The following is a 12,791-nucleotide window of genomic DNA, read 5'->3' as shown; positions in this document are numbered from 1 at the left end:
CAAGAATAAAGGAATGAAGACTCGCGTCATCCTCTTAGGAAGTACAGGTTCTATCGGCACACAGGCCCTCGAGATCATTGAAGCGAATCCCGATCGCTTTGAGCTTGTGGGGCTGTCCTGTGGTGGCCGCTCCGTCACGCTCGCCATTGAGCAAGCCCGCCGCTGCGGACTGGCGCCCGAGCAGGTGGCCATCGCGGATGATACCGCGGCGCAGACAGCTTCGGAGGCGCTCGGCGGAACGGTGATCTCCGGTGCGGATTCCTCTGCCGAGCTGGTGCGCAGCCAGCAGGCCGATACCGTGCTCAATGGTCTGGTGGGCTCCCTCGGGCTGGGGGCCACCCTGGCCGCCCTGGAGTCGGGGGCACGCTTGGCGTTGGCTAATAAGGAGTCCCTCGTCGCTGGTGGCGATATTGTGCTGCGCGCCGCCGCCCCCGAGCAGCTGGTGCCGGTGGATTCGGAGCATTCGGCGATGGCCCAGTGCCTGCGCTCCGGAAGGAGCGAGGAGGTCGCCCGCTTCGTCTTGACCGCCTCGGGTGGCCCCTTCCGCGGCTGGGACCGAGAGCGCATGTGGGAGGTCACTCCCGAGCAGGCCGCCGCACACCCCACGTGGTCGATGGGGCAGATGAACACTCTCAACTCTGCCACCCTCATTAATAAAGGACTCGAGCTCATCGAGGCCAGCTATCTTTTTGATATCGACCCGCAGCTCATTGATGTCACCGTGCACCCGCAGTCGATCATTCACTCCATGGTCACCTTCGTCGATGGCTGCACCATTGCCCAGGCCTCCCCGCCGTCGATGAAGCTGCCGATCTCTCATGCCTTGGCATGGCCGGAGCGGGTCAAGGATGCGCAGCCTGCACTGGACTTCTCGCAGTCTTTCGCTTGGGAGTTCGAGCCGGTGGATAATGCCGCCTTCCCTGCGGTGGAGCTGGCCCGCCACGTCGCCTCGCGCCGCGGGAGTGTTCCCGCGGTGTACAACGCCGCCAATGAGGAAGCCGCGGAGGCGTTTTTGCAGGGCCGCATTCGCTTCCCGCAGATCGTGGATGTGGTGGCAGCGATCGTCGATAAGGCTGAGGATTTCGCGATTCCGCCCCGCGACGTGGCGGATGTGCTGGCTGTGGAGGACAGGGCGCGCTCCTTGGCACAGCAGGAGATTCGCAGCCGCGAGCGCTAGCTGGATAGTTAGCTCGACGGCGCTGTAGTATGCGAGGGGTTAGCTCGAGGCAGAAGGCGGTGGAATCGTGAGTTACACAATGGGTGTGGTGCTTTTCGCGCTCGGTATTGCGATCACGATCGCATTGCACGAGTTGGGCCACCTGCTGGCGGCGCGCGCCTGCGGTATGCGGGTGCGGCGCTACTTCATCGGTTTCGGCCCCACGCTGTTTTCCTTCCGCAAAGGCCACACCGAATATGGCCTCAAAGCGATTCCTTTGGGCGGGTTCTGCGATATTGCGGGCATGACCTCGGTGGATCCCGTCACGGAGGACGAACGCCCTTACGCCATGGTGTATAAGCCCTGGTATCAGCGCGTGTTTGTGCTCCTCGGCGGGGTGCTGATGAACCTGGCCCTCGGCCTGCTCACGCTGTATCTGGTGGCCGCCACCGCTGGGTTGCCGAATCCCGATCCGGATCTCAGCGCCCGGGTCGGCGAGGTGCGCGAGGGGCCGGCCGCTGTGGCGGGCGTGCGCCCAGGCGATACGATCCGCGCGATCGATGGGCAGCCGATGGCCACCTTCACCGATGTGCGCGACTATGTGGTGCAGCGCCCCGGCGAAGAGATCACGGTGCAGGTGGAGCGCGATCACCGACCCGTCGATCTGGATGTGCGCGTAGATTCCCGTACAGTGGAGGGCCAGGAGATGGGTGTGATTGGGGTGGTCAATGCGCCGATCCCTGATCTCTACCTCAGCTATGGCCCCCTCGAGGCGGTGCCCGCCACCCTGCACTATTCCGGAGCGATGCTGCATGCCACGTGGCAGGGAGTGGCCTCGCTGCCCGCCAAGCTGCCCGGGGTGGCTCGGTCCATCTTCGGAGCTGAACGCGAGATGGATTCGCCCATGAGCGTGGTGGGTGCATCCCTGGTGGGCGGGGAGCTCGTGGAGCGCTCGCAGTGGTCGATCTTCGCCATGATGCTCGCCAGCCTGAATTTCTTCCTCGCGCTGTTCAACCTGCTTCCCTTTGTGCCGCTCGATGGCGGCCATATCGTGATCGTGTTCTATGAGAAGCTTCGCGACGCCATCCGCCGGATGCGCGGCCTCGCCCCGGCGGGGCCGGCCAATTATGCGGCCCTCATGCCGCTCATTGTGGTGATGTGGGCGCTGCTGATGGGCATCGGTGTGCTGATCATTGCTGCCGATGTGGTCAACCCTGTGCGCCTATTCGGCTGATAACATCAACATTCAAAGCCCAAAAAATCTCTTAAAGGAGAATCTCTCTGTGAGTACCCCGATCGGTCTCGGCATGCCGGATGCCCCGCTGCCCACCCTCGCGCCACGTCGCACAACCCGCCAGATCATGGTGGGCGATGTGGGCGTGGGATCCGATTATCCCATCTCCGTGCAGTCGATGACGACCACCAAGACGCACGATATTAACGCCACGCTGCAGCAGATCGCCCAACTCACCGCGTCCGGCTGCGATATTGTGCGCATCGCCTGCCCCAAGACGGTGGATGCGGAGGCGCTGCCTGCCATTGCGAAGAAATCACCCATTCCCGTGGTGGCAGATATTCACTTCCAGCCGAAATACATTTTCGCGGCGATCGACGCCGGCTGCTCGGCCGTGCGCGTTAATCCCGGCAATATTCGCGAATTCGATGGGCGCGTCAAAGAAGTGGCGAAGGCCGCCGGCGAGGCCGGCATCCCGATCCGTATTGGCGTGAACGCCGGCTCGCTGGATAAGCGCTTCTTGGAGAAGTACGGCAAGGCTACCCCGGAGGCGCTGGTGGAGTCCGCGGTCTGGGAGGCCGGGCTCTTCGAGGAGCACGGTTTCGGCGATATCGCCATCTCGGTCAAGCACAACGACCCGGTGGTGATGGTGGAGGCCTACCGCCAGCTCGCCGCGCAGACCGACTACCCGCTGCACCTCGGTGTCACCGAGGCGGGTCCGGCCTTCCAAGGCACCATCAAATCCTCGGTGGCCTTCGGCGCGCTGCTCGCCGAGGGTATTGGCGATACCATTCGCGTCTCCCTCTCCGCTGACCCGGTGGAGGAGATCAAGGTGGGCGATCAGATTCTGCAATCGCTGAACCTGCGTCCCCGCAAGCTGGAGATCGTCTCCTGCCCCTCCTGCGGTCGCGCCCAGGTGGATGTCTACACCCTGGCCGAGGAAGTCACCGCAGGCCTGGAGGGCTTCGAGGTGCCGCTGCGCGTGGCCGTCATGGGCTGCGTGGTCAATGGCCCAGGCGAGGCCCGCGACGCCGACCTTGGTGTGGCCTCCGGAAACGGCAAGGGCCAAATTTTCGTCAAGGGCGAGGTGGTAAAGACCGTGCCCGAATCCAAGATCGTGGAAACTCTGATTGAAGAAGCCACCCGCATCGCCGAAACCATGGAGGAGACCGAGTCCGGTTCGCCCTCTGTGACGGTGAGCTAAACCCACCCTGTATTGACGTTGTTCACCAGCCCCTGCGCGCGAGCCGCCAGGGGCACGGCTGTGCTGATGGAGGGCGGCGTCGATAAGCGTTGGCGACGGGCCTAGTATAAGGGGCATGACTCAACGCCCCCGTTTGCAAGTACCTGCCCGCAAGACTCCTATCCGTGCTGTGCCGGATCATATTGAGCGTCCGGAATACGCGTGGAAGGACGAGGTGCAGGAGGCCATTGGCGAACCCTATGTGCAGACCCCCGAGACCATCGAGGCGATGCGTGAAAGCTCCAAGATCGCCGCGAATGCCCTGCGTGAGGTGGGTAAGGCCGTCACTCCTGGAGTGACCACCGATACCCTGGATCGGATCGCGCACGAGTATATGTGCGATCACGGCGCCTATCCTTCCACGCTCGGCTATCGCGGCTTTCCGAAATCCTGCTGTACCTCGGTGAATGAGATTGTCTGCCATGGCATTCCCGACGCCACCGTGGTCCAGGACGGCGATATCGTGAACGTGGATATCACCGCCTACAAAAATGGTGTGCACGGCGATACCAATGCCACTTTCCTCGCCGGTGATGTCTCCGAGGAGCACCGGTTGCTCGTGGAGCGCACCAAAGAAGCAATGATGCGCGGTATCAAGGTGGCCAAGCCGGGCCGCGAGGTCAATGTGATCGGCCGGGTCATCGAATCCTATGCCAAGCGCTTTGGCTACTCCGTGGTGCGTGATTTCACCGGCCATGGCGTGGGCCCGACCTTCCACAATGGGCTCGTGGTGCTGCACTACGATTCCCAGGCCTATCGCGATGTGCTCGAGCCGGGCATGACGCTGACGGTCGAGCCGATGATCAACCTCGGCGGCCTCGACTACAAGATGTGGGACGATGGCTGGGTGGTGCAGTCCACCGACGGCGCCTATAGCGCCCAGTTCGAGCACACCCTCGTGATCACCGAGGATGGCAACGAGATCCTCACCCTGCCCGACGAGGACTAGAGACGAGGACTAGAGACACAGAAGAACTCCCGTGGTAGCTCTACTGATCGCCGGCACCACCTCCGATGCCGGGAAATCCATTATCGCCGCCGGTCTGTGTCGGGCGCTGAGCCGCCGCGGCTATGCGGTGGCCCCCTTCAAGGCACAGAACATGTCCAATAACTCGGCGGTGTGCCCCACCGGCGGGGAGATTGGGCGCGCCCAAGCCATGCAGGCGGCCGCCTGCGGGCTGGAGCCGCATGTGGACTTCAATCCCATCCTGCTCAAGCCCGGATCGGATCGCACCTCGCAGCTGGTGGTGCGCGGCACCGCCCGCGGGCAGGTATCGGCCACCTCCTATGTGGAGCACCGCCTCCAGCTGCGTCAGGTTGCGGCGGCAGCACTCGGCGACCTCGAGAGCCGCTATGACATCGTGGTCTGCGAGGGAGCCGGCTCGCCGGCGGAGATCAACCTGCGCGCCACAGACGTGGCCAATTTCGGCCTCGCCGAGGCCGCGGACCTGCCGGTGTATGTGGTGGGCGATATCGACCGTGGGGGAGTGCTGGCGCATCTCTATGGCACCCACGCGATTGTCTCCGCCGCAGACCGGGCCCGCATCAAGGGTTTTGTGATCAATAAGTTCCGCGGGGACCAGAGCCTGCTCGAGCCAGGGCTAGAGGAGCTGCAGCGACTCACTGGGGTTCCCACCGTGGCGGTGCTGCCCTATATTCACGGGCTGTGGCTGGATGCGGAGGACTCCCTGCAATCGGTGATCGGTGCGCCCGTCGGGCCACCCACCACGGCCTTGGGCACCCAGCGGCTGCGGGTTGCGGCGGTGCGGCTGCCGCGGGTGTCTAATGCCACCGATGTGGAGGCGCTGGCCTGTGAACCGGGCGTGACCGTGACCTGGAGCGTCGATCCGGATGAGGTGGCCTCCGCTGATCTGGTGGTGCTGCCCGGCTCGAAGTCCACGGTGTCGGATCTGCAGTGGCTGCGCAGTAGCGGACTGGCAGATGCGATCGTGCAGCGCAGCGGCCCGACGCTCGGTATCTGCGGCGGCTTCCAAATGATGTGCCGCCACATCACCGACGGGGTCGAAGGCCCCAGGGATGCTGCAGGACTCGGGCTTTTCGACGCCACCATCGAGTTCCAGGAGACCAAAACCCTCACCCGCACCCCGCAGGGCGGCTACGAGATCCATCACGGGCGGGTAGTGGCCAATGCCGAGCAGCCCTGGCTTAATGGCGAGGGCTGCGCCACCGCATTATGCCGCGGCACCCATGTGCACGGCCTACTTGAACACGATGCCACCCGCCGCGATTTTCTCGCCTGGGTGGCTCAGACCGCCGGCAAGCCGGGGTTTGTGGTCAGTGCCGATACCTCCTTTGCCGCAGAGCGGATGCGCCAGCTGGATCTCATCGCCGATACGGTGGAGCAGCACTGGGATCTGGCGCAGCTCTGCGCGGATCTCGGGGTCTAAGCCGCCGGGCCTAAGGCGGCGGGGCCTAAGCCGCCGAGCGCTACCGGCGCTGCCGGCGGGCGCTGCCAACTCTTAGGCGGCGTCGTGTGGGCGCTGCTGCGGCCCACGATAGGAGAGCCCGCCGCTGAGCCCGAGTGCTGCGGCGGCGATATAGCTCAGGGCCAGAGCTTGGGGTGGGGCATAGCTGGCCCACCAGCTGCTGGGGGTGGCGGCGATAACGATGGCGTAGGTCATCACCGCGGCAATGATGGCGGCTGCAAGCCGCAGTGGCCAGGCGCCGCGGGAGCGATAGGCGCGCAGATCGATAATGCTCCACAGGCTCAGCACGAGGGTGGCTACAGCGGTGGCCAGCACTCCGGAGCGGGTGAGCAGGGTATCCGCGCCGAGGGAGATATAGCCGGTGGCCAAAGCGCCGCTGATGATGCCAAAGACAGCCGGGACGCAGCGCCGCGGTAGCAGCAGGAACCCGCCGAGGGCACAGGCCACGGCCGCGACAGGCATGGCATAGAAGGAGGCGAGGGTCACGGTGGAGTGAATCGTCGGCGAGCCCAGCTGCCGGACCACGAGGGTGGCGCAGCCACTGATCAAACTCACCACCGCGCCCGCCCCGCACAATAGGTGGGGCCACCGGATCGGCACATGCTGGTACACGAAACGCCGAATGGCCAGGAGCCCAATGGCACCAGAACACACCACCATGGTCACGGCGGCGAGACCGGAGTACCACAACGATTGATGCGTGAAGTTCGTGCCCAAGGCAGACAAAGCTATGGTCACAGCTACAGCGAGGCTGAGCGTGGCCACGGATGCGGGGTGACGGGATACTGGTGCAGACACGATGGTTTATGGATTCTACGCCGTGGGGGAGAGGAGAGAAAAGCGGCAGGCACGGGTGCGGCAGTGACCCCTCGCAGGCGTCTGTGCTGCGCGGGAGTGCGGCGCCCGGCTGCCGCTGCTTTCGCCGTTCAGGCGGGGCGAGAAGCTAGGAGAAGTCCAATCCCAGCAGTGCGTTTTCCACCAGCTCGGGGAGCGCGGGGTGGATCCAGTACTGCTCGGTGGCGACCTTACGCACATCCAGCTTGAAGGTCATGACTGTGATCAGCTGGTGGATCAGGGTGGCGGCCTCGGGGCCGATGAAGTGCGCACCCAGCAGCTGGCCGGTGGCGCGATCGGCGATGAGCTTCACAAAGTTGGACTCATCTTCCATCGCCCAGCCATAGGCCACATCGCCGTACTTTTGGATCTTGACGGTGATGTCATAGCCCCTATCGCGGGCCTGTTCTTCGGTCAGTCCCACGGTGGCGATCTGCGGATGGGTGAACACTGCGGAGGGCACGTTCTCGTGCGGCATGGGGCGCAGATCCTCGGGGTGCAGCAGGTTGTGGCGCACGGCGCGCATCTCCGCATTGGCCACGTGCTTCAGCAGGTAGGGGGAGCTGCAATCGCCCAGCGCCCACACGCCCTCGCAGCTGGTGCGGCCGTAGTCGTCCACCTTGATGCGGGGGCCGTCGAGTTCGATGCCGGACTTGTCGGCGTCGAGCTGGTCGCCATTGGGCACGCGTCCCGTGGCGGCGAGGAAGACATCGGCCTCGAGCACGGTGCCATCGTCGAGGGTCACCCGAACCCCATTCTCAGTGTTGCTGGCCTCGCTGATGTCGTGGCCCAGATAGGTATTCCAGGTCTTTTCGGCCACCTCGGTGAAGTAGGTGGTGAGATCCTCGTCGAGGGTTTTCATCATGCGCGGGGAGCGGTTAATCACGGTCACCTTGGCGCCGAGATCGTGGAAGACATGCGCGAACTCGGCGGCGATGAACCCGCCGCCATGAATGATGATGGACTCGGGAAGATCCTCGAGGCGCATGATGTCTTCGTTGGTGTAGTAGCGGAAATCCGTGCCGGCATAGGGCGGCACAATCTGCGGGCGCGAGCCCACGGCCAGCACGATCTGCTCGCCGGAGATCACTACTGGGTTATCACCATCCGCGGTGGCGATGGTCTTGGTGTCCACAAAGCGGGCGTGGCCATCGTAGACATCGATATTCGGGGTCTCTTCGCCGCGACGATAGGCTTCGCCGCCGGCGGCAATCTTATCGATGCGCTCGCCGAAGACGCGCTCGCGCAGGGCCGGCCAATCCACGGAGTTGAACTGGGTATCGAGGTTATAGCGCTCGCTGTGGGCGGCGGCACGGGCCTGCTCTGCGGCGTAGACGAACATCTTGGTGGGGATGCAGCCGACGTTGAGGCAGGTTCCGCCGAAGACGCCCTTTTCCACGATCGCGATGGACTTATCCTCGAACTCTGGGCCGGGAATCGAGTTACCGGAGCCGGTGCCAATAATCACGAGGTCATAGTGTTTGTCCGCGGCAGTAGCCATAGGGGAAATCTCCTTCATACACGGGTCATAGTTGGTGAATACGAGTTGTCGTTCTCCAACAGTAGTGCTCGTGTCAATCGGGCGCTGTCGCGTCCTTTCCTCGCCGGGGTGTGCTAGGGCGTGTGCCTGCGGTGCCGGCGCATCCAGTCCACCGTGAGCTCAAGCGCCTGGGTGCGTGTGGGCTGGGCGGACAGGTACACATCGTGCATCGCCTGCGGTAGCGCGGTGATACTCAGCACGCTCGATAGGTGCGGGGCCCGCGCCCAGATATCGGCGACCTCTAAAACGATATCGCTGCTGTGGGCGTCGGCGAGCGTATCTCCCTCGCCGCTGCGCTCGGCGGTGAGTACCAGGCTCGCGATCTGGGTGCGTAATTCATCGCGGGCGAGGCGTTGCTGGGATTGCGCCACCGCCCGCAGCCAGGTGAGTCGTTTCGGGAAACCTGCCAGTGGCTTGAGCTGGAGATCGTAGTCCCATTCGCCGCCATAATCGCGATGCAGGGATTTGCCGTAGCTGGGATCGGGTTGCTGGCGCAGCAGTGCCTCGGGGCGCAGCCGCGTGATCGCCCCCGCGAGCCGCGGAACGTGGGTGCGCAGCCACGGCGGGCCAAGCATCTCCAACCAGGGGCTGTTATAAATCACCGAGTCCACGGGAAGAGTGGTCTGGGCTAGCCATTCCGCCACCGCCAGCGCCCCAGTGGAGTGGGCGATGAGGTTGACGCTGGAATGCGCGGCCACCACCGGTGCGAGAGTGGCCTCCAAGTCCTCGCAGTACAGCCGAATATCACTGACATGGTGGGGCGTCTGTCCTTCGCGCAGCGCGCGGCCACACTTGCGCAGATCCACGGCATAGGTGGTGACTGCGCGGGAGTCGAGATAGCGCGCCACATGATCGTGGAAGAAATAGTCGGTCATCCCGTGCACCATTACTGCGGCGTGTTCATGCTGGCTCTTATGGCGCACCAGTGCCGCGCACACAGGGCTTTCTCCATCGGGATCGGCCCCGAGCTCGCACAGCGCATACTCATAGTCCGCGCCCAAACGATCGAGCCGCCACTGCAGAGGCTTATCGACGCTCACTTCGCTTCATTCCTCACCTTCTTGGCCATGGAGCATTCTCGCGCGGCCAACTTTACGCGCCCAGCTCGGAGGCGAAGCACAGACGATGCACCACTCTCGCACGGGGCTTGGTGACCAGCCGCGCCGGGCTGCTGTGAGCAATCTTGGCGCTGGTCTGATCGAGCGAGCCCAATCACCGATGGCGGTGCTGATCATGGCGCTAGGGCGAGCCCACACAATCAAAAAGGTGGGGGTGCAGTGCGCGCCCAGTTTCGCTCTTTTGGGGGTAAAAAAGAGGTGGATTCATACAATTCCCTGTGCTTAGGGCCGGTGAATAATGCTGAGCGCGTGCTGTGAAAACGCCAGCGTGATGGTGCCTTCTTTGCTGCGTCGACACGCGCCGCGCCGAAAGGGGCGCGAGAAGAGTAGTGGTAGGACCTCTAAAAGAGTATTTGTTGGCCTGCGTAGGCGCGTAAACTTGAACCAGCACAAACGCACCCGCGCCCCGCGTGCACCCGTTACGAGTGCCGGTGGTTGCGAGGCGTTTGTAGGGGTCGCGCCCGTTCTGCTATGACTGCTCGCCGCCCGTCGTTTCTGTGGTGGTGGGTAGTTCAGGCTGAATTCTGTGCGGGACCTATAGAGACAATGCACAACGCGTGAGAGCACCGTAGATAGAGAATTAAGGAAGTTGGACTGACGTGTCAGATTCCAAGGCAGCTACTGCCCAGGTACGCGATGAAGTGGATGTAGCGTTTGTTGGCGCCGGCATCATGAGCGCCACCCTCGCCGCAATGTTGAAGCAGCTGGAGCCCTCGTGGAGCCAGCTCATTCTGGAGCGGCTCGACGCCCCAGCTCAGGAGTCCTCCTCCCCCTGGAACAACGCAGGAACGGGCCACTCCGCCCTGTGCGAGCTCAACTACACCCCTGAAGCTAAGGGGCGTATTGATATCGACAAGGCCATCAACATCAACGAGAAGTTCCAGGTGTCGCGCCAGTTCTGGTCGCACCAGCTGGACACCGGGATTCTGAAGGATCCGCGCGAGTTCATCAACCCGGTGCCTCACGTGTCCTTCGCTCACGGCGAGGACCAGGTGGCATATCTGAAGAAGCGCTTCGATGCGCTCAAGGATCACCCGCTCTTCCCGGGCATGGAGTACTCGGATGACGACGCTGTCTTCTCCGAGAAGCTGCCGTTGATGGCGCAGGGCCGTGACTTCGCCAAGGAGCCGGTCTCTATCTCGTGGACCTCCGCTGGTACGGACATCAACTACGGTGCCCAAACCAAGCAGTTCATCGAGGGCCTGAAGGAGGCCGGCACCGAGCTGCGCTACGGCCACGAGGTGAAAAACCTCAGCCAGGATGGCAAGAAGTGGAAGATCACCACCACCAATGTGCATACCGGTGATACCTCTGTGATTACCGCGAACTTCGTGTTCGTCGGTGCCGGCGGCATGGCGCTGCCGCTGCTGCAGAAGTCCGGCATCCCCGAGATTCGCGGCTGGGGCGGATTCCCCGTGTCCGGCCAGTGGCTGCGCTGCACCAATGAGGAGCTCATCGAGCAGCACGCCGCCAAGGTTTATGGCAAGGCGTCTGTGGGCGCTCCGCCGATGTCGGTGCCGCACCTGGATACCCGCGTGATCGACGGCAAGCGCGGCCTGCTCTTCGGCCCCTACGCGGGCTGGACCCCGAAGTTCCTCAAGACCGGCTCCAACCTGGATCTGTTCAAGTCCATCCGCATTACGAACCTGCTGTCCTATGTGGGCGTGGGCGTACAGGAGATGGGCCTGACCAAGTACCTGATTACCGAGCTGCTCAAGGATCAGAAGGCGCGCATGGAGTCGCTGCGTGAGTACATGCCGACTGCCCGTGATGAGGATTGGGAGCTGGTCACCGCCGGCCAGCGCGTCCAGGCTATCCAGCCGGTCGCCGGACCGTCCTTCTCCACTCTCGCGTTCGGTACCTCGCTGATCAATAACTCCGAGGGCTCTATCGCCGGTATTCTCGGCGCCTCCCCGGGTGCGTCCATCGCCCCGGCAGCCATGCTTGAGGTGCTGGAGCGCTGCTTCGGCGAGCGCATGGTGGAGTGGGGACCGAAGATTAAGGATATGGTTCCCTCCTACGGTGTTAAGCTGGCAGCGAACCCGCAGCTCTTCGAGGAGACGTGGGAGCGTACCCAAAAGACACTCAAGCTCGAGGATTAATGTGACTGAACACACCCCCGTTCCTGGTTTTCCATTTACCGCGATCGTGGGGCAGGAACAGCTCCGGCTGGCCCTGCTTCTCAACGCCATCTCACCAGGGATCGGGGGTGTGTGCGTGCGCGGAGAAAAAGGCACCGCCAAGACCACCATGGTGCGTGGCTTCGCTCCGCTTCTCGACGGTTCCCTCGTGAACCTTCCCCTCGGTGCCACCGAAGACCGCGTGGTGGGATCCCTCAACGTGGAGACCATCCTGAGCACCGGCAAGGCCGAGTACAAGCCCGGCCTGCTCGCCGAGGCCGATGGCGGCATTCTGTACGTAGACGAAGTTAATCTGCTCGCCGATCACCTCGTGGACGCGCTGCTTGATGCCGCCGCTACCGGGCGGGTCAGTATTGAGCGCGATGGCGTCTCCTATAGCGCCCCCGCCAAATTCGTGCTGGTGGGCACCATGAACCCCGAAGAGGGCGAGCTGCGTCCGCAGTTGCTCGACCGTTTCGGGCTGGCGGTGGAAGTCACCGGCTCGAAGGACCCAGCCGTGCGCGGGGAGATCATTACCCGCCGCTTGGCCTATGAAAACGACCCCCACGGTTTTGCCGCCCAGTGGCAAGAGCAAGAAACCGCGCTCAAAGACCAGCTGGATCAGGCCCGCGCCGCCGTGGCGCAGGTGGAGCTGCCGACCGTGCAGGTGGCGCGTATCGCCCAGCTCTGCGCCGCCTTCGATGTCGATGGCATGCGCGCCGATATCGTGATTGCCCGCACCGCTGTCGCCCACGCAGCGCTGCGTGGCAGCGAGATCGTGGAGGATGAGGACGTGCGCGTGGCCGCCCAGCTGGCGCTGCCGCACCGCAAGCGGCGCAATCCCTTCGATGAGCCCGGAATCGACGACTCCGAGTTGGACGAGAAGCTCGACGAGGCCATCAACGACAACCCCGATCCCGAGCAGAACACCGAACCGCCGCAGGAGGATGAGCCTGCCGACAGCTCGGAGGAGCCCTCCGCACCGGAGCAGGAGGAGTCCGAGGAGACGCCGCAGGAGGAGCAGCCGCAGCGCGGCGATGGAAAGGGTGATAGCGCCTCGATGGGCGCTCCCTTTCTCCGCTAGAACACTGCGTCGGCG

General features: G+C 63.6%; 10 protein-coding genes. 7 read left to right on the top strand and 3 right to left on the bottom strand.

Going from position 1 to position 12,791, the window contains the following annotated elements:
- Positions 1 to 13 precede the first annotated feature (13 nt).
- From dxr to GBB14_RS01740, 5 genes are all read left to right on the top strand, one after another.
- A complete protein-coding gene (dxr, locus tag GBB14_RS01760; protein ID WP_151528536.1) occupies positions 14 to 1,177 on the top strand; it encodes a 1-deoxy-D-xylulose-5-phosphate reductoisomerase in 1,164 nt (387 codons plus the stop codon).
- Between the two features lie 64 nt (positions 1,178 to 1,241).
- Entirely contained in the window at positions 1,242 to 2,390 is a 1,149-nt protein-coding gene (locus GBB14_RS01755; protein WP_151528537.1) for an RIP metalloprotease, read from the top strand.
- A gap of 73 nt (positions 2,391 to 2,463) precedes the next feature.
- Positions 2,464 to 3,594, top strand: coding sequence for a flavodoxin-dependent (E)-4-hydroxy-3-methylbut-2-enyl-diphosphate synthase (gene ispG / locus GBB14_RS01750; RefSeq protein WP_151528856.1), 1,131 nt, complete (start codon positions 2,464 to 2,466; stop codon positions 3,592 to 3,594).
- A gap of 115 nt (positions 3,595 to 3,709) precedes the next feature.
- On the top strand, positions 3,710 to 4,582 hold the full coding sequence (gene map, locus GBB14_RS01745; RefSeq protein ID WP_151528538.1) for a type I methionyl aminopeptidase: 873 nt from the start codon (positions 3,710 to 3,712) through the stop codon (positions 4,580 to 4,582).
- A gap of 31 nt (positions 4,583 to 4,613) precedes the next feature.
- A complete protein-coding gene (locus GBB14_RS01740) occupies positions 4,614 to 6,041 on the top strand; it encodes a cobyric acid synthase (protein WP_151528539.1) in 1,428 nt (475 codons plus the stop codon).
- Positions 6,042 to 6,113: 72 nt separating this feature from the next.
- Here GBB14_RS01740 and GBB14_RS01735 read toward each other — a convergent pair whose 3' ends face one another.
- The 3 genes from GBB14_RS01735 to GBB14_RS01725 all read right to left on the bottom strand — a co-directional run bounded on the left by GBB14_RS01735 (position 6,114) and on the right by GBB14_RS01725 (position 9,494).
- Positions 6,114 to 6,878: a hypothetical protein gene (locus tag GBB14_RS01735; protein WP_151528540.1), complete on the bottom strand. Its 765-nt coding sequence runs from the start codon at positions 6,876 to 6,878 to the stop codon at positions 6,114 to 6,116.
- A gap of 145 nt (positions 6,879 to 7,023) precedes the next feature.
- Positions 7,024 to 8,415 carry a mycothione reductase gene (gene mtr, locus GBB14_RS01730; RefSeq protein WP_151528541.1) on the bottom strand — a complete coding sequence of 464 codons (1,392 nt, stop codon included), beginning with the start codon at positions 8,413 to 8,415 and terminating at the stop codon, positions 7,024 to 7,026.
- A gap of 113 nt (positions 8,416 to 8,528) precedes the next feature.
- Complete coding sequence (locus GBB14_RS01725; protein WP_151528542.1) at positions 8,529 to 9,494, bottom strand: alpha/beta hydrolase; 966 nt, start codon at positions 9,492 to 9,494, stop codon at positions 8,529 to 8,531.
- A gap of 677 nt (positions 9,495 to 10,171) precedes the next feature.
- Here GBB14_RS01725 and mqo point away from each other — a divergent pair.
- On the top strand, positions 10,172 to 11,674 hold the full coding sequence (mqo, locus tag GBB14_RS01720; protein WP_151528543.1) for a malate dehydrogenase (quinone): 1,503 nt from the start codon (positions 10,172 to 10,174) through the stop codon (positions 11,672 to 11,674).
- A 1-nt stretch (position 11,675) separates the two neighbouring features.
- Entirely contained in the window at positions 11,676 to 12,776 is a 1,101-nt protein-coding gene (locus GBB14_RS01715; protein WP_151528544.1) for an ATP-binding protein, read from the top strand.
- Positions 12,777 to 12,791 lie beyond the last annotated feature (15 nt).

It is taken from the genome of Corynebacterium sp. 51B (assembly GCF_008930785.1).
In the GTDB taxonomy this organism is placed as follows: Bacteria; Actinomycetota; Actinomycetes; order Mycobacteriales; family Mycobacteriaceae; genus Corynebacterium; species Corynebacterium megadyptis.
The sequence above is the reverse complement of the archived record's forward strand: the minus strand, read 5'-3'. Positions and strand labels throughout refer to the sequence as shown.

Coding starts and splice junctions, on each gene's coding strand:
- map (WP_151528538.1), top strand. CDS start 3,710: ATGACTCAACGCCCCCGTTTGCAAGTACCTGCCCGCAAGACTCCTATC.
- mtr (WP_151528541.1), bottom strand. CDS start 8,415: ATGGCTACTGCCGCGGACAAACACTATGACCTCGTGATTATTGGCACC.
- dxr (WP_151528536.1), top strand. CDS start 14: ATGAAGACTCGCGTCATCCTCTTAGGAAGTACAGGTTCTATCGGCACA.
- ispG (WP_151528856.1), top strand. CDS start 2,464: ATGCCGGATGCCCCGCTGCCCACCCTCGCGCCACGTCGCACAACCCGC.